The 23,454-nt window shown below is 65.7% G+C and carries 18 protein-coding genes; 13 read left to right on the plus strand and 5 right to left on the minus strand.

The annotated features are described in order from the left end of the window. Window positions 1-196: 196 nt before the first annotated feature. Both BLT60_RS11195 and BLT60_RS11200 read left to right on the plus strand, forming a co-directional pair. On the plus strand, window positions 197-1,669 hold the full coding sequence (locus tag BLT60_RS11195) for a M81 family metallopeptidase (protein ID WP_090876531.1): 1,473 nt from the start codon (window positions 197-199) through the stop codon (window positions 1,667-1,669). Between the two features lie 28 nt (window positions 1,670-1,697). Continuing rightward, window positions 1,698-3,308 (plus strand): GMC family oxidoreductase, encoded by a 1,611-nt coding sequence (locus BLT60_RS11200; RefSeq protein WP_090876532.1) that lies wholly within the window; start codon window positions 1,698-1,700, stop codon window positions 3,306-3,308. 6 nt (window positions 3,309-3,314) lie between these two features. Here the strand turns inward: BLT60_RS11200 and BLT60_RS11205 are convergent, their stop codons facing one another. Next, window positions 3,315-5,033 (minus strand): GMC family oxidoreductase, encoded by a 1,719-nt coding sequence (locus tag BLT60_RS11205; protein WP_175478389.1) that lies wholly within the window; start codon window positions 5,031-5,033, stop codon window positions 3,315-3,317. 16 nt (window positions 5,034-5,049) lie between these two features. Then, the gene (locus BLT60_RS11210) at window positions 5,050-6,534 is read right to left on the minus strand and encodes an amidase (protein WP_090876534.1); all 1,485 of its coding nucleotides are present in this window, start codon (window positions 6,532-6,534) and stop codon (window positions 5,050-5,052) included. A 275-nt stretch (window positions 6,535-6,809) separates the two neighbouring features. Here BLT60_RS11210 and BLT60_RS11215 point away from each other — a divergent pair, with 275 nt between their 5' ends. The 9 genes from BLT60_RS11215 to BLT60_RS11255 all read left to right on the plus strand — a co-directional run bounded on the left by BLT60_RS11215 (window position 6,810) and on the right by BLT60_RS11255 (window position 17,753). Then, the gene (locus tag BLT60_RS11215) at window positions 6,810-8,312 is read left to right on the plus strand and encodes an FGGY-family carbohydrate kinase (RefSeq protein ID WP_090876535.1); all 1,503 of its coding nucleotides are present in this window, start codon (window positions 6,810-6,812) and stop codon (window positions 8,310-8,312) included. Between the two features lie 83 nt (window positions 8,313-8,395). After that, entirely contained in the window at window positions 8,396-8,719 is a 324-nt protein-coding gene (locus tag BLT60_RS11220) for a N,N-dimethylformamidase alpha subunit family protein (RefSeq protein WP_090876536.1), read from the plus strand. A 23-nt stretch (window positions 8,720-8,742) separates the two neighbouring features. After that, window positions 8,743-11,013 carry a N,N-dimethylformamidase beta subunit family domain-containing protein gene (locus tag BLT60_RS11225; RefSeq protein WP_090876537.1) on the plus strand — a complete coding sequence of 757 codons (2,271 nt, stop codon included), beginning with the start codon at window positions 8,743-8,745 and terminating at the stop codon, window positions 11,011-11,013. 32 nt (window positions 11,014-11,045) lie between these two features. Beyond that, window positions 11,046-11,816, plus strand: coding sequence for an SDR family NAD(P)-dependent oxidoreductase (locus tag BLT60_RS11230; protein ID WP_090876538.1), 771 nt, complete (start codon window positions 11,046-11,048; stop codon window positions 11,814-11,816). 40 nt (window positions 11,817-11,856) lie between these two features. Continuing rightward, entirely contained in the window at window positions 11,857-13,038 is a 1,182-nt protein-coding gene (locus BLT60_RS11235) for a M20 family metallopeptidase (RefSeq protein ID WP_090876539.1), read from the plus strand. A 301-nt stretch (window positions 13,039-13,339) separates the two neighbouring features. Continuing rightward, window positions 13,340-14,719 (plus strand): ABC transporter substrate-binding protein, encoded by a 1,380-nt coding sequence (locus BLT60_RS11240; RefSeq protein WP_090876540.1) that lies wholly within the window; start codon window positions 13,340-13,342, stop codon window positions 14,717-14,719. Between the two features lie 145 nt (window positions 14,720-14,864). Further along, window positions 14,865-15,788, plus strand: coding sequence for a carbohydrate ABC transporter permease (locus BLT60_RS11245; RefSeq protein WP_139167804.1), 924 nt, complete (start codon window positions 14,865-14,867; stop codon window positions 15,786-15,788). Then, on the plus strand, window positions 15,781-16,647 hold the full coding sequence (locus tag BLT60_RS11250; RefSeq protein WP_090876542.1) for a carbohydrate ABC transporter permease: 867 nt from the start codon (window positions 15,781-15,783) through the stop codon (window positions 16,645-16,647). The genes BLT60_RS11245 and BLT60_RS11250 overlap by 8 nt, the downstream gene beginning before the upstream one ends. A gap of 20 nt (window positions 16,648-16,667) precedes the next feature. After that, on the plus strand, window positions 16,668-17,753 hold the full coding sequence (locus BLT60_RS11255; RefSeq protein ID WP_090876543.1) for an ABC transporter ATP-binding protein: 1,086 nt from the start codon (window positions 16,668-16,670) through the stop codon (window positions 17,751-17,753). 33 nt (window positions 17,754-17,786) lie between these two features. Here the strand turns inward: BLT60_RS11255 and BLT60_RS11260 are convergent, their stop codons facing one another. Further along, a complete protein-coding gene (locus BLT60_RS11260) occupies window positions 17,787-18,617 on the minus strand; it encodes a DeoR/GlpR family DNA-binding transcription regulator (protein ID WP_090876544.1) in 831 nt (276 codons plus the stop codon). 443 nt (window positions 18,618-19,060) lie between these two features. On the opposite strand from BLT60_RS11260, the gene BLT60_RS11265 reads away from it, so the two are divergent. Then, window positions 19,061-19,819, plus strand: a complete 759-nt coding sequence (locus tag BLT60_RS11265) for an SDR family NAD(P)-dependent oxidoreductase (protein ID WP_090876775.1) — start codon at window positions 19,061-19,063, stop codon at window positions 19,817-19,819. Window positions 19,820-19,850: 31 nt separating this feature from the next. Here the strand turns inward: BLT60_RS11265 and BLT60_RS11270 are convergent, their stop codons facing one another. Together BLT60_RS11270 and BLT60_RS11275 are read right to left on the minus strand one after the other, a co-directional pair. After that, window positions 19,851-20,849 carry a substrate-binding domain-containing protein gene (locus BLT60_RS11270; protein ID WP_090876545.1) on the minus strand — a complete coding sequence of 333 codons (999 nt, stop codon included), beginning with the start codon at window positions 20,847-20,849 and terminating at the stop codon, window positions 19,851-19,853. A gap of 2 nt (window positions 20,850-20,851) precedes the next feature. Next, complete coding sequence (locus BLT60_RS11275; protein ID WP_090876546.1) at window positions 20,852-22,264, minus strand: ROK family protein; 1,413 nt, start codon at window positions 22,262-22,264, stop codon at window positions 20,852-20,854. 319 nt (window positions 22,265-22,583) lie between these two features. On the opposite strand from BLT60_RS11275, the gene BLT60_RS11280 reads away from it, so the two are divergent. After that, the gene (locus BLT60_RS11280) at window positions 22,584-23,396 is read left to right on the plus strand and encodes a sugar phosphate isomerase/epimerase family protein (protein ID WP_090876547.1); all 813 of its coding nucleotides are present in this window, start codon (window positions 22,584-22,586) and stop codon (window positions 23,394-23,396) included. Window positions 23,397-23,454: the final 58 nt, after the last annotated feature.

A 23,454-nucleotide genomic window follows, 5' to 3' on the forward strand; every position in this document is an offset into this window, starting at 1 on the left:
CGCACTTATCGTTTTCAGAGACATATAATATTATAATGTTATCGCAGCCTGCGTCCGCTGCCAAGGGGGAACGGATGGGCCTCCTTGCCTGCGGGCCGTCTTGCGGATCGCGTCGCATCCGCCGTATGCGAGGGAGCCAGTGAAGCGGCGTATTCGTGGCAAGAGCGGTGCGTCGGCGAATGTACAAGAGAGACACATGTCCAGGATTGCAGTCGCCTCCCTCTGGGAGGAGAGCAACAGCTTTTCCCCACTCAAGACCACGGTCGAGACCTTCGCCAGCTACTATCTGCTGCGCGGCGAAGCCATCCTAACCGGGTATGGCGAGGCGCGAACCGAGGTTCCGGGCTTTCTCGACGTGCTGGCCGATGCCGGGGTGGAGCCGGTGCCGCTCCTCGCCGCCTATGCCGCGGCCGGCGGGACGGTGACGCGGGATGCTTTCGAGACGCTGGTCGGCGAGATCGAGGACAGGCTGCGCGCCGCGGGCCCCGTCGACGGGTTGCTGCTTGCCCTGCACGGCGCCCTTGTCGTCGAGGGCCAGCCGGATGGCGACGGCGAGATGATCGAGCGGATGCGGCGGATCCTGCCCGACGGGACACCGATCGGCGTCAGCCTCGACCTGCATGGTCACCTGACGCCGCTGATGCTCCAGCCGGATACCTTCCTCATCGGCTATCGCAACTATCCCCATACCGACATCTACGAGACCGGCGTCCGCACCGCGCGGCTGATGATGAAGGTCGTCGGCGGGCGGCCGATGCCGGCCATGGGGCTGGCCAAACGTCCGCTGCTGGTCAGCCCGACCTGCGCGCGGACCACCGACGGCCCGCTGCTGCCGGTTGTCGCGGCGGCGCGACGGATGGAGGAGACGGGCGCGGTCATCCACGCGGCGCTGTTTCCGGTCCAGCCCTGGATCGACGTGCCCGACCTCGGCTTCGGCGTTCTGGTCTGCGCCGAGACAAGTTCCGCTGCCGAGGACGCGGCGGAACGGCTCGCCGGGATGGCGTGGGAACGGCGCGGCGACTTCTTCCCGGAGCTGACGGAACTGGACGATGCAATCCGGATCGGGCTCGACTCGGAAGGCATGACGCTGGTCAGCGATGCCGGCGACGCGCCGACCGGCGGGTCCGCCGCCGACAGCGCCGCGGTGCTGAAGGCGCTGCTTGCCAACAAGGCCGACGAGGCGCCACGGCTCAGCTACCTGACCCTGTGCGATCCGGCGGGCGCGCAGGCGGCCATTGCGGCCGGCGAGGGAGCGTCGATCACGGTGCCGGTCGGACACGCCTTCTCGGTCAGTGACGGGTCGCCGGTCGCGATCACCGGCACGGTGGTGTCGGTGTCGGACGGGCGATACATCGTCGGCGATGGCGGGATGCACGGGCTGGAGATGTCGATGGGACCGACTGTCGTCCTTGCCATCGGATCGATCCGCCTGCTGATCCGGACGCAGCCGTCGATGGAATGGGACAAGGCGCTGTACACCTCGCAAGGGCTGGCGCTCGAGGATGCCGCGCTCGTCTTCGTCAAGTCGCCGTCGCATTTCCGCGCCAGCTTCGGACCGGCGGCCAGCCGCATCCTGGTGGCGAATACGCCGGGACCGACCGCGCCGGACATGCGCCGGATTCCTTTCACCAGGGTAACGCGGCCGCTCTATCCGCTCGATCAGATATAGGCAGCACGCAGGCGGGAAGGGCCGGAAAATGGCGGCGACAGGCTATGACCATATCGTGATCGGCGGCGGCTCGGCCGGCTGCGCCGCCGCCTCGCGCCTGGTGGCGGAATTCGGCGCCCGCGTCCTGCTGCTCGAAGCCGGTGGTCCCTACAAGGACTGGATGCTCAGGATGCCGGCCGGGTTCAGCCGGATCCTTGGTGGGACTCGCTACCTGACGCAACACCAGACCGTGCCGCAGGAGCAGCTTGGCGGCCGCGTGCAGGCGATCCCGCAGGGCCGGGTGCTTGGCGGTGGCAGCAGCGTCAACGCGATGGCCTATATGCGCGGCCGCGCCGCCGACTACGACGCCTGGGGGACGATCGCGCGATCGGACCTCTGGTCGTGGCAGAAGATCCTGCCGCACTTCACGCGGGTCGAGGCCAACCAGCGGTTCAACAACGCCTTCCACGGTGTCGACGGGACGCTGCGGGTCTCGGATCCGGGGTTCGTCTGCGAGATGAGCCACGTCTATGTGAAGGCCGTCCAGGCGATGGGGCTCGGCTACACGTTGGACTTCAACCGGGGCCAGCCGGATGGCGTCGGCACCATCCAGATCACGGCCGGCGGCGGGCGTCGATGCAGCGCGGTCGACGCCTTCCTGACGCCGCTGGCCGGCGACGACCGGCTGGCGGTGGAGACCGGAGCGCAGGTCCAGCGGATCCTGATCGAGAACGGCCGGGCCATCGGTGTCGCGTATGTCGCGAACGGCCAGGCCCGCGTGGCGCGCGCCGATGGCGAGGTGCTCCTCGCCGCCGGTGCATTCGTGTCACCGCAACTGCTCATGCTCTCCGGGATAGGCCCGGCCGACGATCTGCGCGCCCTCGACATTCCCGTCCTCGCCAATCTTCCGGGCGTCGGGAGCAACCTGCAGGACCATTGCGGGTCGCCGGTCATGGCGACGACGCGGAGTCGTCTCGGATATTACCAGCAGGACCGCGGCCTTCGGATGCTCGCCAACGGTATCGAATACCTGCTGACCGGCCGGGGGCGGGTCACGACGAACGGCGTCGAGGCCTGTTCGTTCCACGTGCCGGAGGACGGTACGGGCGACCCGATCGTCCAGATCTGGTGCGTTCCGAAAACCAGCTATGTCGATGCGGATGTGCGCAGCGTGCCCGATGTCGACGGGATCACGCTACATGCGGTGTTGATGCGGCCGCGTTCGACCGGATGGGTCCGGCTCCGGTCGTCCGATCCCGGCGACCTGCCGCTGGTCAATCCGAACTATCTCGCCGATCCGGCCGATATCGCCCATCTGCGGCAAGGGTTGCGCGTGGCGCGGGAGATCCTGCGAGCGCGCCCGCTCGCCGATATCGTCGAGGGCGAGTTCTTTCCCGGTGCGGGGGCTACCGACGACGCGACGCTCGACGCCCATATGCGCCGGACCGTGAAGACGGATTACCATCCGGTCGGCACGTGCCGGATGGGGCATGACGACGATCCGGACGCGGTGGTCGACGCCCGGCTCCGGGTTCGGGGGATCGATGGCCTGAGGGTGGTCGATGCCTCGGTGATGCCGAAGCTCGTCACCGCCAACACCAACGCGCCGACGATGGCCGTCGCCGACCGCGCCGTCTCGCTCATGCAGGCAGCGGAGTGACCGGCGTCAGCCGACGCGACTGTCGCGAATCCCTTGCGCGATCTTCTCGGCGACCATGATTACCGGCACGTTCGTGTTGGCGCAGGGGATGGTCGGCATCACCGAGGCGTCGCAGACGCGCAGGCCGTCGACCCCGCGGACGCGGCCGTTATGGTCGGTGACGGCCATCCGGTCGCCTGAGACGCCCATGCGGCAGGTTCCGGACGGGTGCCAGACGCCGCCCACCTTCTCCTTGAGATAGGCTTCGAGCGCCTCGCGGTTGGCGGCCAGGCGATGCGGGGACGGTGCGCCTTCCATCATCCTCGGCAGCGCCCATTTGCGGACGGCGGACCCGGTATCGAGGGCGCGGCTCAGGAGGTCGGTGATGATTGCATTGCGCTGCGTCGGATAGGTGTAGCCGCGCGCCCGCTCGGACATCTCGACGGGAAAGATCTCCTCGATGGTGTCGGCGACCACCGGGTCGGCGAACAGCTCCATGGCGTATTCGAAGGCGTCAGCCAGTCGCTGGAGGTCACGCGGGTCGGAAAGCATGCGGAAGTCGATCCGCGGCGGACCGTCCGGTGCGTCCGGATCGAGCATGAGCTGGCCGCGGGAATGGGACTTGTTGATCCAGAAGAAGAGCGGGGCGAATTGCCGCCCGATCTGGTGCCACGAGGCCCGCGTCATGACGTTCATGTGGATGTCGCCGGTCGGGCAACCTTCGACCTCGGACGAGTAACGGATGGCGATGGGGATGTGATAATAGGCGTCGCGCGGCTGGCGGGCATGTGGCTTGAGGAAGGCCATGACGCCGGCCGAGGGATGCTCCATCAGGTTTTGCCCGACGCCCGGCAGGTCCTGCCGAACCTCGATTCCGCAATCGGCCAGATGGGGCGCGGGCCCGATGCCGCTGCGCATCAGGAGGGCGGGGGAGGCGAGCGCGCCCGAACTGACGATGACGTCCCCGCCGCGCAACTCGGACACGACACCGTCTTCGCCACGCACGGTGACGCCGACGGCGCGGCTGCCTTCCAGGATGATGCGCTCCACCGTCAGACCGGTGCGCACCTCCAGATTGGGGCGCCGCCGGACGTCGGCCGACAGGTAGGCAAGGGATGTCGGGACGCGTTCGCGCTTCTCGTCGACATTCAGCGCCATCTCGAAGACGCCGTCTTCCCATTTGCCGTTCTGGTCGGCGCGGAACGGAATGCCGCGCAGCACGAAACTCGTCATCATCGCGTGGGTGAAGGGTGTCCAGATCGCCGGCCCGAGGCGACGGATCGGCAGCGGGCCGTCCTTGCCGTGGTAGGCGTTGTCGAAGTCGAGGTCCCGCTCCAGCTTCTTGAAGAACGGCAGCACCTCGTCCCACGACCAGCCCTCCAGCCCCATGTCGCGCCATTCGTCATAGTCCGCCGGTGAGCCGCGGTTGGCGCCGATGCCGTTGATGCTCGATCCGCCGCCGAGAATACGGGCCTGTTCGTAGAAGCCGGCGTCACGCGAAGGGGCATTGGCGCCGCGCGATGTCAGCGTTGCCGAGAGCCCGGGCCAGAGATATTCGCGGTTGAGATAGGCGCGGCCCGGGAAGCCGCTGCGCAGGTCCCGCGGCATGGTCTCCTCGGTGAGGTCGCGGCCGGCCTCGATAAGGAGAACCCTGGTGCCGCTGTCCTCGCTGAGGCGGGAGGCAAGCACGCAGCCGGCGGAACCGCCGCCGACGATGATGAAGTCGGTCACAACGGGTTCGCTCATCGAGAGTCTCTGTGGTTCAAAGGGGACGTGCCTCGGGAATGGCGTAGCTGTCCATCCACGGCCGGTGGCGTTCGAACGCGGCCGAGGCGGCGAAGACATCGTTGTCGGCGTAGCGCCGGCCGATGATCTGGAGGCCGACCGGCAGCTTGTCCTTCGACGACAGCCCGGCCGGGGCGGAAGCGGCGGGATGGCCGCTGAAATTGACCGGATAGGTCATGCACCAGCCGATCAGCCGGTTGACCGCCTCGCCATTGATGGTCGCCGGGCCGCGGGTGTTGCCATCATCGGCATTCTTCACCTGCATGGCGGCCAGCGTCGGCGTCACCACGATCCGGTATTTTGCGAGCATCGCCTGCATCGCCAGGAAGATCCGGGTCTGGATGATCTGGTCGTTGTGCTTGTCGAGCGGGGTCAGCGTCCGGGCGATCCGGTCCCACTCGTGGACCTCGGGCGGAACGTCGTCGGGATGGTCCTTGAGGATGTCGTAGCCCATCGCCTTGTAGGCCTCGAAGGCGCCCATGGCGTTGAGGCCGGAAAACCGGCACCAGACATCGCTGAGTTCGGACTGGCTGTAGCCGAAACCGGGATCGACTTCCTCGACGATCGCCCCGGCGTCTTCAAAGGCTTTCACCGCCGCGTCGACGACCTCGATGACCGCCGGATCGACCGGAAAGATGCCGAAGTCGCGGCTGTAGCCGATCTTCCAGCCCCGGATGTCGGTGTTCAGCGCGCCGGTGAAGTCCACCGACTCATCCAGGGAAAAGGGGTCCCGATGGTCGTAGCCGGCAATCGCCGTGGTCGCCAGCGCCGCATCCTCGACACGCCGTGCGATGATGCCTTCGGTAACGAAGGGCGATGTGCCGGAAAAGGCATTGGTCCGGGACATCGATGCGACGCGGCCATAGGAGGATTTGTAGCCAAAGGCGCCGCACCATGCCGCCGGGATGCGGATCGATCCGCCGCCGTCCGTTCCCTCAGCGAAGGGCAGCATGCCGTCGCCGACCATCGCGCCGCTGCCGCCGGATGAACCGCCGGAATTGTAGCCAACCTTGAATGGCGTCGAGGTCGGGCCGAAGAGGGTGTTGTCGCAGGTGCCGCGAAAGCCCAACTGGGGGCTGTTGGTCTTGCCGACGATGATGGCGCCGGCCGCCTCCATCCGCTCCGCGAAGGTGCAACAGGAATCGGCGATCGCATTCGCGAGGCAGCGGATGCCGCCGAAGGTGCTCGGCCATCCGGGCTTGAAGTCGACGCAGTCCTTCATCGCAGTGGGGACGCCGTGCAGCGGCCCAAGCGCCTTGCCGGCCATCACGTCTCTCTCGGCGATCTTCGCCTTGTCGCGTGCTTCGTCGAAGGCGCTGTAGACCAGGGCGTTGAGGGTCGGGTTGCGGGCCTCGATCCGGGCGATCACCGCGTCCATCAACTCGACGGGGGACAGCGCGCGCTCGCGAACGAGCCGGGCCATCTCGACGGCGCTCAGATGGGGAACGTCACCTGCGGGCATCGTTCACTCCTTGCGGACAGGGTCCGGATTGGGCCGTCGGGTTTGAACGCGGCCACCCGATCCCGGCACTCTTCGTCATTATCAATGAGCGTTTATGTTGCAACCGTTCGGCGGGCATGGCGTCAAGGGCAAGTGATGGCAGGCTGGCCTGGAGCGGATCGACGCGTGGTCCTCGATATCGCGGACCTGTTCAAACATGTTTGAAAAAGATTGTTTGGGTCACTGACCATGTTACACAACGTCTGTACCGCGATCACCAAAACCGTGAAATCTGCATGGCCTGCGTCCTGGGACTCGACATCGGCACGACGTCCACCATCGGCATCCTCATCCGGTTGCCGGGTGAGGTGATGGGGATCGTCTCCCGGCCGATGACGTTGTCGGCGCCGCATGCGGGATGGGCAGAGGAAGATCCCCGCCAGTGGTGGACGAATGTCTGCGCCATCCTCGCTGAATTCCGCGACCGGGGCGTCGACCTCGAATCCATCGACGCCATCGGCGTGACCGGGATGCTGCCGGCTGTGGTCCTGCTCGACCGGGACGGGGAGCTGATCCGGCCCAGCATCCAGCAGAGCGACGCGCGTTGTGGCGCGGAGGTGCGGGACCTTGCGTCCGAGATCGACGGCGACGACTTCGTGCGCCGCGCCGGCAACGGCATCAACCAGCAACTGGTCATCTGCAAGCTGCGGTGGCTCGAAAAGCACGAGCCGGAAGCGTTTGCGCGCATCGCCACCGTGTTCGGTTCCTACGACTACATCAACTGGCGGCTGACCGGCGAGCGGGCGGTCGAACAGAACTGGGCGCTGGAAGGCGGCTTCGTCGACCTTGCCAAGGATGCGGTTGCCGATGATCTCGTGGCGCTGGCGCACATCCCGCGCGACGCCCTGCCGCCGAAGTCGAAATCGCATGCCGTGCTCGGCAAGGTGAGCGCGCAGGCCGCGGCCGATACCGGCCTCAAGGCCGGAACGCCGGTGGTTGGCGGCGCGGCCGACCTCATTGCCTCGGCGCTTGCCGCCGGCCTGACGCGACGCGGCGACACGCTCCTGAAGTTCGGCGGGTCCGTCGACGTTCTGGTCGCGGCCGACCGGGCGGAGCCCGATCCGCGCATGTATCTCGACTATCACCTCGTGCCCGGCCTCTTCGTGCCGAACGGGTGCATGGCGACCGGGGGCTCCGGGCTCAACTGGTTCGTCGGGACCTTCGGCGGCGGCGAAGCCGGCGCGGCCGCGGACGCCGGCATCACCATCCATGCGCGGCTCGACGCGCTGGCCGCCGACCTGCCGGCCGGCGCCGATGGCGTGACGGTGCTTCCGTATTTTCTCGGCGAGAAGACGCCGATCCACGATCCGGCCGCGCGGGCGGTCTTCTCGGGCATCAGCTTCTCGCACGGGCTCGGTCACATGTGGCGCGCGCTGCTCGAATCCTACGGCTACGCGATCGCCCATCATGTCGAGGTCCTCAACGACATCGGCCACGCGACCGACACCTACATCGCCTGCGACGGCGGCTCGAAGAGCGTGGTCTGGATGCAGATCGTCTCGGATATCCTGCAGCGGCCGATCCAGCTTCTGGAAGGGCATCCGGGGTCGTGTCTCGGCGCTGCCTGGACCGCCGCGATGGGCACCGCCCTGGCCGGGGAGTGGAGCGACATTTCGCGATTCGTGAGCAATGGGCCGCGTATCGAACCGAACCCGGAGAATGCCGCCGTCTATGCCGAGGGCTACCGGCGCTACCGGGATCTTTATCCGCGCCTCTTTGCCGGGGAGGCGGGACAGTGAGTAATTTCGCCAGCATGGTCGCGGGGTGGCGGGGAACGCCATCCGCCGACAACCGGCTGGCCTTCCGATGGGAGACTGAGTGAATGGTCTACAAGATCGATGCGGACGCCGACCGCCAGTATATCGAGGAGTTCCGCAAGATGCCGATCGGGGCGCACAGCCCCGGTCTGCAGCGGGTCCTCACCATCATGCGCCTCGATCGCGGCGGCGACCAGTACATCCTGGTCTGCCGCAAGCTCTTCGAGGAATACGTCATCGGCAAGATGCCACCCGACCGCGACGATCCGATCGAGATCGAGGACGACATGGTCTTCGCCACCCGCGAGGAAGCGGAGTGGGAGATGTTCTGTCGGCGGTGGCGGGAGCATACCGGCGAGAGCATCAACCGACCCTTCGGGGATGAATAACAGCGGCGCGGAAGGTAGAGTTCATGCTTAAGATTGTCGGCTATCCGGACCGCCTCAGCGTGGCCCCGGGCGAGACCATCGACTTCAAGGTTTCGGTGGATGAGGGCGACAGCTTCGACGCCCGGATCGTGCGCGTCGTTCACGGCGACTGCAATCCCGAGGGACCGGGACTGAAATTCGTCCACATTCCGACCGACGCGGATGGCAGCCATCCCGGCAAGGTCCAGCGGATCGACGCCGGCTCCTTCATGCGGGTCGAGCGCTTTCCGGCTCTTGCGGCCGCGCCCTTCACCTTCGTCACCATGCTCTGGCCGACCCTGCTGAAACGCGACGACCAGACGCTGCTCTGCCAGTGGGACCCGGAGACCGAAAGCGGCATCTGGATCGGCCTCGCCGCCGGCGGCCGGATCAGCGTCACCTTCGCCGACAATGGCAAGGTGAGCACGGTCATCGCCGATCGCGGGATGCTGGAGCGCGAGTGGTATTCGCTGGTCGTCGGCGTCGATCCCGGTGCCCGGCGCGTCACCATCGACCAGAAGCCGCTCGTGCCGTACGCGCAGGTCGAGGATACCTTTGTCGGGTCCTTCGACCTCGACGTCGCGCCGCCGGTGATCGAGGCGCCGCTCTTTCTGGCCGGCTGCCCCGGCGCCGACGGCACCGTCGGGCGGCATTATGACGGCAAGATCGATGGTCCGGCGCTGCTTTCCGGCCTGCACGGACGGGCGGTGCATGATGCGCTTCTGCGCACGCCCGGCGACCAGACACTGGGCACCGACATCATCGCCCGGTGGGATTTCTCCAGGGACATCCGCTCGCTCCAGGGAGTCGACGTAGGACCGCTTCGCCATGACGGCGAATTCGTCAACCTGCCGACCCGCGGCATGAAGGGCTGGAACTGGACGGGCGAGGAGCATTCCTGGTCGAAGAAGCCGGAGCACTACGGCGCGGTCCATTTCCACAGCGACGACCTCTACGATGCCGGCTGGGAGACGTCGGTCTCGGTGACGATTCCCGACGACCTTCGCAGCGGCCCCTATGCGCTGCATGTCAGTTGCGGCGAAAGCGACAGGACGGCGACGCGCGAGGATTACCTCTCCTTCTTCGTCCGGCCGCCGCGCGATCCGAAGGCGCGCGTCAACCGTCCCAAGGTGGCCTTCCTGGCGCCGACCTGCTCCTACATCGCCTATGCCAATCACGCCGAGCACATCACGGCGCGCGGCGTCGAGGTGCTGATGAACCGGATGGTCAACTTCGGCCACTCGGACCTCTACATGTACGAGCATCCCGAACTCGGCGGCTCGCTCTATGACACCCATGCCGATGGATCGGGCGTTGCCTATTCGAGCCGGCTTCGCCCCATCCTCAATTTCACCGCCCAGTATCATTCCTGGCTCGGCGGCCACGGCTCGGCGGTCTACCAGTACAACGCCGACACGCATTTCTTCGACTGGCTGGAACACCAGGGCATCGACTACGACGTCATCACCGACGAGGACCTGCATGAGGAGGGACTGGACCTCCTGAGCGATTACGAGGTGGTGATGACCGGCACCCACCCCGAGTATCACTCGACCCGGATGTGGGACGCGATGAAGGCGTGGATCGATCGCGGCGGGCGGCTCATGTATATGGGGGGCAACGGCTGGTACTGGCGCGTCGCCTTCCACGACGAGTTGCCGGGCGTGCTGGAACTGCGGCGCGCCGAGGACGGCATCCGGCCCTGGGTCGCCGAGCCCGGCGAATATTTCCATTCCTTCAACGGCGAATATGGCGGGCTGTGGCGGCGCATCGGCCGGCCGCCGAATGTCATGGCCGGCGTCGGATTCATTGCCCAGGGCTTCGACATCTCCTCCTACTACCGGCGGGCGCCCGATGCCGACAATCCGCGCGCCGCGTTCATTTTCGAGGGCGTGCCGGACGAGATCATCGGCGACTTCGGCCTCGTCGGCGGCGGCGCGGCGGGCATCGAGCTCGACTGCATCGCCCGCGACCTCGGGTCGCCGCCGAACATGCTGCGGCTGGCGAGCTCGGAGGGCCATTCGGCGCTGATGCTGCTGGTCAACGAGGAGTTCGGTCCGGTGCCGCCCAATCTCGGCGGCGACCAGAACCTGCGGGTGCGCGCCGACCTTGCCTTTGGCGAGACGCCGGCCGGCGGCGCGATTTTCGCAACCGCCTCGATCGCCTGGTGCGGGTCGCTTTCGCACAATGGCTACGACAACAACGTCTCGAAGATCACCGCGAACGTGCTGAAGCGCTTTCTCGATCCCGAGCCGTTTGCAACCGGCGACGATTGACCGGACAATTTTCCAAGACAGGGGACGCCTTGATGTCACTTGAACAGTTTCGCCTCGACGGCAAGGTCGCCGTCGTGACCGGCGGCGCCCGAGGGATCGGGTATGCGATCGCCAGTCTTGCCGCCAGCGCGGGCGCCGACATCGCCATCGTCGACGTCCTCGACCAGGGCGCTGCCTCCGCCGAGGAAATCGCAGCGGAGTCGGGCCGCAAGACCGGCTTCTACAAGGCCGACCTGCGCGACCCCGAGGCGGCCGGGGCGGTCGCCGACGATGTCGAGCGAGACTTCGGCCGCGTCGCGGTGCTGTTCAACTGCATCGGCATCAATCCCAACACCGGCGTGCTGGAGATCCCGCCGCAGGAGTGGCAGGACGTCATCAACGTCAACGTCAACGCGCAGTTCTTCGTCGCCCAGGCCTTCGCCCGCAAGATGGCGGCGCAGGGTGGCGGCAGCATCGTGGCGATCGGCTCCGACTCCGGCTTCATCGTCGACAAGCCCCAGCCGCAGGCACACTACAACACCTCGAAAGCCGCCGTGCACCAGATGGTGAAATCGATGGCCGTCGAATTGGCGCCGCACAAGATCCGGGTCAACGCGGTGGCGCCCGGCTATGTCCTGACCGAGATGACCAAGCGCGGCCTGAGCAATACCGAGTGGGTCAAGCTCTGGGAGGAGATGACCCCGATGAAGCGGTTTGCCGAGCCGTCCGAGATCGCCAACGTGATGCTCTTTCTGGCGAGCGACGCGGCCAGTTACATGACCGGCAGCATCGTCCTCGTCGACGGCGGCTACACATGCTGGTGATCCTTGCGCAGTCGTTCCGTCCGATGATGGACGGCGAAGCATGAGCGAGACGACGGACGGAATTTCCAACCGGGCTGCGGCCGATCTGCTCGCGGCGCTCGTCGCAATCCCGAGCGTCAATCCCGGCTTCCGCCAGCCCGGCGATCCCGACGACTGGTTCAACGAGGCCCGGGTCGGAAACTTCGTTGCCGGATGGCTGCGCGACATCGGCCTCGAGGTCGAGATCGACGAGGTGGCGCCCGAACGCCCGAACATCATCGCTCGCTTGAAGGGAACCGGAGGCGGGCCGAGGATGCTCTGGGAGGGCCATCTCGATACCGTCCAGGTGACCGGCATGGAGGCGCCGTTCGCGCCGCGCATCGAGAACGGCCGGCTCTACGGCCGTGGCGCGGTCGACGACAAGGGATGTCTGACTGCCTTCATGCTGGCGCTCGCTTCGCTTGTGGCCGATCCGCCGGCCGGCGACGTGACCTTCGTCGCGGCGGCGGACGAGGAATACCGCTTCGCCGGCATCACCCATTTCCTCCAGCGCGGCGAGGCCTACGACCTCGGCGTTGCCGGCGAACCGACGAGCCTTGGCATCGTGCGCGCTTGCAAGGGCTGCGTCCGCTGGCATGTCGAGATTCTCGGCCGCGGCGCTCACTCCGCCAAGCCCCATGAGGGCATCGACGCCATGGTCGCCGCCCGGCATCTCCTGACCGCCTTCGAGGCCGAGATGGCGACGCGGACGGAGACGCATCCGCTGCTGGGATCGGCGACGCTGGTGTGCACCGGTTTCGAATCCGGCGAGGGACCGAACACCGTTCCGCCCCGAGCGAAACTGCGTTTCGACTACCGCTTCCTGCCGAACGAGACCGGCGAGGCGGTCTGGCGGCACTTCAAGGATCTGACCGCCGCGGTCGCGTCGGACCATCCGGGCGCCCGGTTCACCGTCATCGAACCGTTCATCGATTCCTCGGCGATGGACGTCGCCGATTCCGCTTCGGTCGTGACGCTGTTCGACGGCGTCTGCCGCGGCCATGGCATCGACCCGACGCCGATCGGCGTTCCCTACGGATCCGACGCGACCAAGATGGTCAATGTCGGCGACATCCCGACGATCATCTTCGGACCCGGCAGCATCGACCAGGCGCATGCCCTCGACGAATTCGTGGAGATCGCCGAGGTGGCCGAATGCGCCAGGATGCTGGCCGAGGCAGCTCGGCTGGCCGGCCGGACTTGAGTCCGTTCGCCTCATGCTCATCGTCGGCGTCTCGTATACGCCGACCGGCCGAGGCAACTGCGCAAATCCGAACCATCGGGACCAGTCCTTGGGCAGTCGCCTGCCGAAGGTTTGCGCGATGTGGCGAAGGCGATGGCACGGCGCGGGAAAACCGGTTTCATTGGCGGGGTAATCGCCAATTCCTATTGACCGGGCCGTCGAATGCTGGGTTAATTCGAACATATGCAACAGTGAACGAACATTAACGACCGGATACGGCGTTCGCTTGGTGGCATTGCGCCGCAAAAGAGGGGAATGAGCGATGAAGAAACGCGAAACTGGCATGACACGGCGTGGGCTCCTGCAGTCGACAGCCGGAGTCGGAGTGGCGGCCGCGGCCGGCGTTCTGGGGCCGTTCGACTTTGCCCGCGCCCAGGGCATGGATCTCGCCGCCACGAGCGGAGAGCCGATCTATTTCCGTGGCTGGAATTTTCGCACCGACGTGGTGCAGGCCAATGTCGAACGATACAACACGAACCTGAACGGCAAGGTCGACTACGCCACGGTCACCGGCGACTATCCGTCGATCATGGAGAAGAGCCTGATCGCGAATGCCGATCTCGACGTGCTCTATGCCAACCCGTCGAGCGCGGTGCGCTATTACGGCGGCAACTGGATCATGCCGGTCGACGACATGCCGAACGCCGAGGAAATCAAGGCGGGGATGTACGACAACATCCGTGAGGCCTGGTCCTACAAGGGCAAGCTCCTCGGTCTCAGCTACTTCGTGTCGACCCGCGGCACGATGTGCATCAACACCGAGAAGTTCCAGGCGGCCGGCTTCGGCGAGGAAGACTATCCGAAGGACTGGCCCGAACTTTACAGCATGCTCTACAAGCTGCGCGACAAGGGCGAAAAGACGCCGTATCTCGCGCACTGGTTCGCCGAATGGTTCGGCATCAGCTGGGGCTTCGTTTTCGAGATGATGAACCGCGGCGGCGTCATGGCCGACCCGGAAACCCACAAGCCGATGATGACGGTCGACGGCCCCGCCGGCCAGACCCTCGAGGACTGGAAGAAGATCTGGAAGGACGGTTTCGTTCCCGAGGAAGTCCTGTCCTACAACGAAGCCGCCTATATCGATGCGTTCCGCTCGGGCCGCTACATCATCAGCCCGCAGCAGATCTACGACCTCAAGACCTTCAACGACCCGGAGCAGTCCGCGGCCGTTGCCGGCAAGATCGGCTTCCTGCCCTACCAGGGGCAGCCCTGGGGCCTGATCGACTCCGCCATGTACCTGATGACCAGCCGCGATCGTCCCGATGCGGTGACCGACGACGTGAAGAAGTTCGCGTCCTGGTACGGCTACAAGAACGAAGACGGCCAGATTGCCGTAGCCGAGCGGTGGATGAAGGAGAACATGCTCTTCTCCGCCTACAAGGAGGTCATGGAGAGCGACCTGGCCAAGGAGACCATCCAGGCATCGATCTCCAACCCCGACGACTACGAGAAGCTCATCGAGGTCTACTCGCATACGCCGTTCCCGAAGGGGATCTGGAGTGTCGTGTGGAGCGAGGAGTTCAATGCGTGGCTGCGTGAGAAGCTGTTTGCCTTCCTGCAGCAGGATCTGTCGGTCGAGAGCGTCATCACCGAGGCGAATGACGAGATCGCGCGGCTCAACAAGAAGTACAAGATCGACTGAGCAGCGCCGGCCACGTCGCGTGGCCGGCCGCGGTCCGTGCCCTGGTTCGGCACGGGTCTTGCTCAACGGGTCTTTATGAAATGTCATGGGGCGGCGGACGCCGTCCCATGACGACATGACAATTCAAGTTACGGGGGTGTGATTCTTGTCGAGCACTGCAATTATCCAGCGCCCGACGCGCCGCAAGGGCGCCGAGATGTCGAACCTTCAGTTCGCGCTTCTCGTCACGGTCCCGGTCCTGTGTTTTCTCGTCATCGTCGTCGCCTATCCGCTCGGCTACGCCCTGTGGGTCAGTTTCCACGAGGTGAGCTTCTTCGGCGGCTATTCCACCGAATGGGTCGGGCTCGACAATTACGTCGCGGTCCTCGAAGACGGCGACTTCTGGCGCTCCGCCCTCTTGTCGGTCCGCTTCACCGTGGAAAGCGTCATCTTCACGATGCTGATCGGGCTGGGTCTCGCCCTGATCCTTCGCGACCTCAGGGGGCGATGGGTCTGGCTGCGCGCCATCCTGATCCTGCCCTGGGCGGTGTCTCCCTACGGCACCGGAATCCTGTTCGCCTTTCTCGGTCGCGGGCAAAGCGGCATCGGCACGGCCTTCATTTCCCTCTTCGGCAGCGAGGAAACCATCAACTTGATCGCCGCCAACATCGTGGTCGAATACCTGGCCCTCGGGAATGCATGGAATCTGGCGCCGCTGCTGGCCTTCTTCCTGCTGGCCAGCATGATGACCACGCCAAGCCGTCTCTACGATCTCGCCGCCATCGACCAGATCAACCGGTTCGAGGTCTTCCTGCACGTGACGCTGCCGCCGCTGCGGTTCACCTTCTTTGTCTTCACCTGCATCATAACCGTGCTGTCGCTGAAGCAGTTCGACTACATCTTCACGGAGACGCAAGGCGGCCCCGGCAACGCGTCGTCGGTGCTCACCTACCAGCTCTACAAGATCAGCTTCGTGAACCTGGAACTTGGCCTGGGCGCAGCGATGTCGTTCTACCTGCTGTTCCTGATCCTGGCGGTCACCTTGGGGCTCTACTTCTTCTGGGGACGACGCGAGGCGCGCAATGCGTGAGAAACGCTGGACCATATGGATGACCCTGTCGGTCATCGTCGCGCTGCTCTGGACGCTCGTGCCGATGTACTGGACGCTGAAATACGCGTTCGAGACCCATAGCGAGATCGCCGCCTTTCCGCCGCTGATCTTCCCGCCCAATCCGCAGGTCGCGGCCTTCTTCAACATCTTCGGCCACGACTACACCCTGGCGAGCGGGCAGGTCGTGAAAGGCTCGGGCCAGGCGCAGCAGATCATGCTGGGCCTGCGCAACAGCCTGATCGTCGCGATCGTCGTCACGATCATCACGACGCTGGTCGTCGTGCCGCTGTCCTACGTCTATGCCCGCCTCGAATTCCGCTTCAAGACGGCCCTGCTGATGGCGGTGCTCCTGTCGGTGTCGCTGCCGCCGGTCTCGACGCTGATCCCCTTCTATTCGCTCTACGTCCAGCTCGACCTCGTCGGCACGCTGACCGGGCTGATCATCATCACGCTGACGATCACCATTCCCATCGTCACCTGGATGCTGATCGGCTTCTTCCGCAACCTTCCGCCGATCGAGAATCTCGCCCGTATCGACGGCTTCTCGAAGGCCTACACGTTCATCCGCATCATCGTCCCGATGGCCTGGAGCGGCATCCTCGTCGCCGCGGTGATCGCCTTCCTGTTCTCCTGGAACGAGTATGTCTATGCCCAGGTGCTGGTGACAGGCTCCCGCGCCGTGACGCTTCCCGCCGCGATGTCCGGCTTCCTGTTCCAGGTGCCGAACCCCGAACACCTGGCCGCCAGCCTGACCATCAGCCTGCTTCCGCCCTTCTTCATCGCCTTCTTCCTGCAAAGGCACATCGTCGAGATGAACCTCTCCGACCCTGTGCGCTGAGCCGACCGAGACAGTTTCAAATGGCCCGAATCGAACTCATCAATCTTGAAAAGGTCTTCGGCGAACAGCACGCGGTGCGCGCCCTAGATCTGGAAATCGCCGACGGCGAACTGCTCGTCCTGCTCGGCCCCTCGGGTTGCGGCAAGTCCACGACGATGAACATGATTGCCGGACTGCTGCCCCCGACATCGGGCTCTATCGTCTTCGGCGACCGCGAGGTGACCGACGAGTCGCCCTACCAGCGCAACGTCGCGATGGTCTTCCAGTCGTCACTGCTCTACCCGCATCTGACGGCCCGGCAGAACATCCAGATGAGCCTGAAGCGGAGCGGGCTTTCGAAGAGCGATGTCAGCCAGCGCGTCACCGAGGCCGCCACCACGGTCGATGTTGCCCACCTGCTCGATAAGATGCCGGGCCAGCTCTCAGGCGGCGAGCGCCAGCGGGTTGCGACCGCCAAGGCGATCGTCCGCCAGCCGGCCTGCTTCCTGCTCGACGAGCCGCTGGCCGCTCTCGATGCGGCGTTGCGGATGACGCTGCGGTCGGAACTCGTCAACCTCCAGAAACGCCTCAACACGACGATGGTTTTCGTCACGCATGACCAGGTCGAGGCGATGACCATGGGCGACCGTATCGGCGTGATGCGCAATGGCGGGCTGGAGCAGATCGGTACGCCCAACGACATCTACAACAACCCGGAGAGCCTCTTCGTCGCGGGCTTCGTCGGTTCGCCGCCGATGAATTTCTTCGCCGGCGACATCGAGACGGTCGATGGCCAGCCTACCTTCGTCAATGCGTTCGCCAGGTTCAGGCTCGCCGATGCCTACGGTCAGCTCGCCCCGCGCTCCGGCGTCACGTTGACGGTGCGGCCGCAATTCATGCGGATCGTGAGCGAGGCTGGCGAGGGGACCGTGCCGCTCACCGTCTATGCGATCGAGCATCTCGGCAACGAGTCGGTCCTGATCGCCGATGCGCCGGACGGATCGAAGGTCCGGGCGGTCGTTGCTGCCGGGTTCGAGGCGAAGATCGGCCAGGCGCTTCACGCCTCTTTCGATCCGTCGAATGCCGGCCTCTTCGACACGAAGACCGAGCGTCGGGTGGCGCAATAGTCTCGGGTCTTGCTGAGAGCAGGATCAGGTCGGCTAGGACGCCGACGGTCCGGCGATGATCGTCTCGACGCCGGCGGCCGCGAGGGCGGCGGCGATGTCGGCCGGGGGCGCGGCGTCGGTGATCAGCGTATCGAACGCGTCGAGCCGGGCGACGTGGACCAGTGAGACCCGGCCGAACTTGCTGGAATCGCACAGGACGACCCTGCGGGTCGCCTGCGTCAGAAACGCCTGCTTCAACTCGGCCTCTTCGATCGCGTAGTCGTAGATGCCCCCTTGCGAGAGGGCGGCGACGCCGAGGAAGGCGATGTCGAACCGGAACTTGCCGGCTTGCTGCACTGCCACGGGGCCGCAGAGCGACATCTCGTTCTGGCGGACATGGCCGCCCAGCAGGTAGACATCCACCGGATACGATGCCAGCATCGTCGCGATGCGCAGGTTGTTGGTGATAATGCGGATCTCATTCCGGTTGGCCAGCCTGTCCGCCAGTTCGTAGGTCGTCGTGCCCAGGTCCAGAGCCACCGCCTGGCCTTTCTGGACCAGTCGCTCGGCAGACTTGGCGATCCGGGACTTGGCCTCCCGGTTGAGCCGCATACGGGCGTCGAAGAAAGGCTCCTCGGCGCCTTTCGTCTCAAGCGCCTCCTCTTCGCGCCACATCGCGCCTCCATGGGTGCGGATCAGGATGCCCTGGGCGGTGAGTTCGGCAAGGTCGCGGCGCACGGTCATCTCGGACACGCCGAACTCCGCCGCCAGCGCGGAACTCGACATGAAGCCGCGCCTGCGGATCATTTCGGTCATGCGTTCCTTGCGAACGCGACCGAGCAGCCGCTTACTCTCGTCCTGGTCCTGATCAAGCATGTGGGTCATGTGCGTCTATCGCATGTGCTTTCCGGGCGAGGAGGTCGCGGAGCCATTCGCCTGCGCGATCGAAATCCGGACAAACCTCGCCGTCCCCCCCTGCCGCCTGCGATCCGACCGTCAGACGAATAGCTGCCTCTTACAGTGAATCGACGGACCGGCGGGGCATTACTCTGGTTGTACCCAAGATATGCGCAAGCCCAGCCGGGCAGGAGAAATGTTAGTTCAAACGAATGCGAACAGCAACAAACATAAACGCTAGCGGTTGCAATGGTCGTGGTAGAGGATGACGCGGCGCAAGGCGCAGGATTGCGGGCTTCACGACCGCGCTGCAGGGCGCTAGGCCGCGCACAGGCGTGTCCTTGAAGGAGCAGGCATCACCCGTCGGCGCCGATGACAAGGGACTATCGCCGTCTGGATGACGCAGGCGAGCAACGTTGCGAGAGGAATTCATGAAAAGGTTCGAAGGCAAGGTGGTCATCGTCACGGGCGGCGCCTCGGGGCAGGGGGAGGCGGCCTGCCGCCTCTTTGCCGCCGAAGGGGCGAGCGTTGTGGTGGCCGACTGGAACGGCGAGGGCGCCGCGCGGCTGGCCGATGAGATCGGCGGCGTCGCCCTGCGCGTCGATGTCTCGCAGGAAGTCGATGTCATCGCGATGATCCGCCTGGCGGAGACGCGTTTCGGTCGACTCGACGTGCTCTTCAACAATGCCGGCGTCGGCCACAGCGAGAGCGCCCGGTTCAAGATGGCAAGCATTGTGGAGACGCCGGGCGAGGACTGGGACAACATCCTGGCGATCAACCTCAAGGGCTGCGCCATGGGCTGCAAGCACGCCATTCCTCTCATGGTGCGCGGCGGCGGCGGGGCGATCGTCAACAATGCGTCGATCATGGGTATCGCTGGCGTGCCCGGCGCCGATGCCTATTCCGCTGCCAAGGGCGGCATGATCTCCCTCACCCGCGTGCTGGCCGTCGAGTGGATCGAAAAGGGGGTTCGCGTGAACTGCATCTGTCCCGGTCCGGTCGCCACCGGCATGACGGCCCCGATGATGGAGACCGAGGAAGGTCGCCGCGAGGTCATCGGCCTCAGCCCGGCCGGTCGCGTCGCGACCTCCGAGGAGGTCGCGAAAGTGGCAGTGTTCCTCGCCTCCGACGACGCCTCCTTCGTCAACGGAGTCATCCTGCCCGTCGATGGCGGATGGGCGGCGCGTTAGCGCCAATCGGACATGGACGTCAGGTCGGGGTTCACGGCATGCTCGGCGTGACGATTTCCTTCGGTGCCGGGGCGCGCCAGACCGTCTGGAAGCTCTCGACGACGTTGGCCTGCGTGACAGTCAGGCCGGGGAGGGCGATCCAGTTCGGTGTGTTACGGCCAAGCAGCGACAGGATCGTCGCCTGGGCAATGGCGATGCCCTGAAGATAGGGCTGCTGCGCCCCGATCCCCTTGACCATGCCGCCACGGGCAAGGTTCGTCGCGGCGTCGCGGCCGAGATCGACCGTGGTCACCGGGATGTCGACCCCAGCCGCTTCGAGCGCCGCCACCGCGGCCATCGCAGGCTGGTCCCAGACAACGAACAGTCCGGCGAGATCCGGGCTTTGCTCGACCATGCGCCGCGCCGCGATGCCGGCATTCTGAAACGAGTCGAAGCGCAACGTCTCGAGCGCGACGTCGCGCCGGTTCTTCTGCATCCATTTGACGAAGGCCAGTTCGCGCTCGTTGGCGGCGAAGAAATCGACGCCATAGGCGAGGATCCCGACTTTTCCGCTCTCGCTGACATAGGGGGACAGGAGTTCGGCGCCGATCTGCCCGAGGCCGAAATTGTCAGCGGACACGAGTGCCGCGTAGTCGGTGCCGGGCAGGAGGCCGGTGGGAACATTGTCGAGCAGGATCAGGCGGACTCCAGCCCGGGCAAGATGGCGATGGGCGTCGGCCACGGCGGTGTTGCCGACCGGGATCGAGATGATGGCGTCGGGCTTCTGGTGCGCCAGTCGTTCCAGCGCCGCGATCTGGTTCTCGTTCTGGAACCCGCAATCGACGACATCGACGACAACGGTGGAACAGTCGCCGAGCGTACCGGCGATGCCGGCGATCTGCTGCCGCGACCAGTCGCTGGCCAGCGTATGGAGGACGACCGCGACCTTGAACTTCGCTTCCCGCGCCTCCGCGATATCCTCGCGGGTCAGCGCGATCCGGTCCGGTGGCGCGGCCCGTTCGCCGTGGGGTCCCAATCCCGATATCGCCATGGCTAGCTCAACCTCGCGCCGTCGGGCGCGCCTCGACTGTTACCGGGTTCCGTCTCCGAGCCGCCGCCCATCGCCTGCGTGCGCCGCCCGGCATTCGTCATGGCTTCGGCGAATTCGGGGTGTCGCAGCGGCGAGCCGTTCAGGATCCAACCACGCAGCGTCGCGTGATCGAAGAGGCCATCGACGACAACCATAGCCGCTCCGACCAGTCCGGCGGAACTGCCCAGTTGCGACCGCAGGATCCTGAGGTCGCGGGTCACCATCGGATGGGATTCGCCGTAGACGGTCTCGCGGACGGCGGCGAGCAGGATATCGTTGGTCTGGACGATGCTGCCGCTCAGGACGATGAGTGCCGGGTTCAGCATGTTGGCGAGCGTGGCGACGCTGTGGCCGAGCAGGTGGCCCGCCCGGGACATGATCTCCATCCCGGCGGCGTCGCCCATCTGGGCCGCCTGGCCGACCTCAATGGCGGTGATCTCGCCGCCCCGCCGGACGATGTCGGCGAGGTAGGCGCTCTTCCCCACGGAAGCGGCGGCGATGCCTTCGCGCTCGATATAGTCGCTTCCGGCCAGCGTCTCGATCGTGCCGCCCTGGCCGCCGGCATGAACCGGCAACTGGCCGATCAGGCCCGCGGCTCCCTGTGCGCCGCGATACAGGCGGCCCTCGAAAACGATGCCCGCGCCGATGCGCTTGCCGACCTTGATGAACAGCATGTTCTGAAGGTTGGCGCCAGCGCCGGCCTTCAATTCGCCCATCGTCATGGTTTCGACGCTGCTGCGCAGCCACACCGGCGATTCATAGCGCGCGATCAGGCTCTCGACGAAGGGGAAGGCGTCCCATGCCGGAAGGAATGCCGGGGTCTGAGCCGGAAACCGTGAATCGTCGGCGATCGGCACAGGGCCGGGCGCGGAGATACCGATGCCCCACACCGTCGACCCGTCAAGGTGCTTTTCGAGGACCCAGTCGAACACGGCGCACAGGCGGTCCAGCACGGCCGCCGGTCCGAGCGCCAGATCCATCGCCTCGTGATGCTCCATCAGAAGCCGGCCCGAAAGGTCCGCGAGCCCGATACCGATCGCCGTCTGGTCGAGGGTTGCGACCAGCACGCGCGCCGCCTGTTCCCGAAACCGGACCAGCCGGGGCGCCCGCCCGCCGGACGCCGTTCCCAGTTCGCTTTCATCGACGAGGCCAAGCGCCGTGAGGGTGGCGAGCCGGTCGGCGACGATCGCCCGTCCCAGTTCGCTTTCGCGCTCGATCTCCTGACGGGTCGAGGCTGCGCCCTGTCTCACCAGTTCGAGGATGGCGGCGAGGCTCTGGGTGGCGCCATCGGTCGTCCGGGGCCGTCCCTTGCCACGGCGCGGACTATCGTCGCGCGCGTCGTCGCTCCTCGGTTCGCCAGACGCTTTCAACACCATCACCCGATCCCGTTGGGAGTGGACCGCAACCGTTGGTCGGAAGGATTCGGCTGCCTCCAACCGATCCGCACCGACTGCTATCCGCATCAAATATGTGACGCAAGGCGCAACTTATACCGAAAATCTGCAAAAGATAGGTTACTTATGCAGAATTAATGTTGACTTGCGTTCGGTGCGCAGCTAGTGGGAAGCGAGACAGGGGCAAAAGCCCCGGTTGGGAGGAACCAGCTCGCAAGTCCGAAATCCGGGGCGCCGACAGGCGCCTCCCGGCTAGCGCGGTCGACTCCCAACTCGCTGACAGACGGGTGGAGGACGAGACATGGCGGACTGGAAGCTGGCCTATCACGCGAATTGCTGGGGGCCGCTCGGGGGCAACGCGGTCGGGGTCACCTCGATCACCGAACTGACCTACCGCACCTTTGGCGACATGGCCGCAGCGATGGGCGACATCGCGGCCGCCGGCTATACCGGCGTCGAACTGTTCGACGGCAACCTGCTCGACTATTCCGAAGCGGATTTTCGCAGCCTGCTGGCCGACACCGGCCTGTCCCTCGTCGCGACCTATTCCGGCGGCAATTTCATCTTCGACGAAATCCTCGGGGAAGAGCTGGCCCGCGTCCGCAAGGCGGCCGATCACGCCGCCGCGCTCGGCGCCGAGCACCTTGTCGTCGGCGGTGGCGCCAAGCGCCATGACGGGACCCGCGACGAGGATTTCACCAAACTTGCCGCTGCGCTTGAGCAGGTGGTCGCGATCGCGACCGAGCGGGGACTGCGAGCGCACTATCATCCCCATCTGACGACCATCGTCGAGGGACCGGACGAGGTCAGCAAGATCATGTCGATGACCTCGATCGACTTCTGTCCGGACACCGCCCACCTGGCGGCGGCCGGCGGCGATCCGGCAGCAATGATCCGTCAGCACAAGGACCGGATCAGCTACGTCCATCTCAAGGGCTTCCAGGCCGATCCCTTCGCTTTCGTGCCGCTCGACCGGGGCGACCTCGACATCGCGCCGATCGTCAAGGCGATGCGCGACACCGGCTTTGACGGCTGGGTCGCGACCGAACTCGACGCCTGGCCCGACCCGGCGGAGGGGGCCCGGGTCAGCATGGATTTCCTCAAGAACGCCTGAGCCAGAACACACCGCGAACCACGTTCGCACCACGCAGGGAGAGAGAAGATAATGACCA

Source organism: Bauldia litoralis, assembly GCF_900104485.1.
Taxonomy (GTDB): domain Bacteria; phylum Pseudomonadota; class Alphaproteobacteria; order Rhizobiales; family Kaistiaceae; genus Bauldia; species Bauldia litoralis.

Coding starts and splice junctions, on each gene's coding strand:
- BLT60_RS11195 (WP_090876531.1), top strand. CDS start 197: ATGTCCAGGATTGCAGTCGCCTCCCTCTGGGAGGAGAGCAACAGCTTT.
- BLT60_RS11200 (WP_090876532.1), top strand. CDS start 1,698: ATGGCGGCGACAGGCTATGACCATATCGTGATCGGCGGCGGCTCGGCC.
- BLT60_RS11205 (WP_175478389.1), bottom strand. CDS start 5,033: ATGAGCGAACCCGTTGTGACCGACTTCATCATCGTCGGCGGCGGTTCC.
- BLT60_RS11210 (WP_090876534.1), bottom strand. CDS start 6,534: ATGCCCGCAGGTGACGTTCCCCATCTGAGCGCCGTCGAGATGGCCCGG.
- BLT60_RS11215 (WP_090876535.1), top strand. CDS start 6,810: ATGGCCTGCGTCCTGGGACTCGACATCGGCACGACGTCCACCATCGGC.
- BLT60_RS11220 (WP_090876536.1), top strand. CDS start 8,396: ATGGTCTACAAGATCGATGCGGACGCCGACCGCCAGTATATCGAGGAG.
- BLT60_RS11225 (WP_090876537.1), top strand. CDS start 8,743: ATGCTTAAGATTGTCGGCTATCCGGACCGCCTCAGCGTGGCCCCGGGC.
- BLT60_RS11230 (WP_090876538.1), top strand. CDS start 11,046: ATGTCACTTGAACAGTTTCGCCTCGACGGCAAGGTCGCCGTCGTGACC.
- BLT60_RS11235 (WP_090876539.1), top strand. CDS start 11,857: ATGAGCGAGACGACGGACGGAATTTCCAACCGGGCTGCGGCCGATCTG.
- BLT60_RS11240 (WP_090876540.1), top strand. CDS start 13,340: ATGAAGAAACGCGAAACTGGCATGACACGGCGTGGGCTCCTGCAGTCG.
- BLT60_RS11250 (WP_090876542.1), top strand. CDS start 15,781: ATGCGTGAGAAACGCTGGACCATATGGATGACCCTGTCGGTCATCGTC.
- BLT60_RS11255 (WP_090876543.1), top strand. CDS start 16,668: ATGGCCCGAATCGAACTCATCAATCTTGAAAAGGTCTTCGGCGAACAG.
- BLT60_RS11260 (WP_090876544.1), bottom strand. CDS start 18,617: ATGACCCACATGCTTGATCAGGACCAGGACGAGAGTAAGCGGCTGCTC.
- BLT60_RS11265 (WP_090876775.1), top strand. CDS start 19,061: ATGAAAAGGTTCGAAGGCAAGGTGGTCATCGTCACGGGCGGCGCCTCG.
- BLT60_RS11270 (WP_090876545.1), bottom strand. CDS start 20,849: ATGGCGATATCGGGATTGGGACCCCACGGCGAACGGGCCGCGCCACCG.
- BLT60_RS11275 (WP_090876546.1), bottom strand. CDS start 22,264: ATGGTGTTGAAAGCGTCTGGCGAACCGAGGAGCGACGACGCGCGCGAC.
- BLT60_RS11280 (WP_090876547.1), top strand. CDS start 22,584: ATGGCGGACTGGAAGCTGGCCTATCACGCGAATTGCTGGGGGCCGCTC.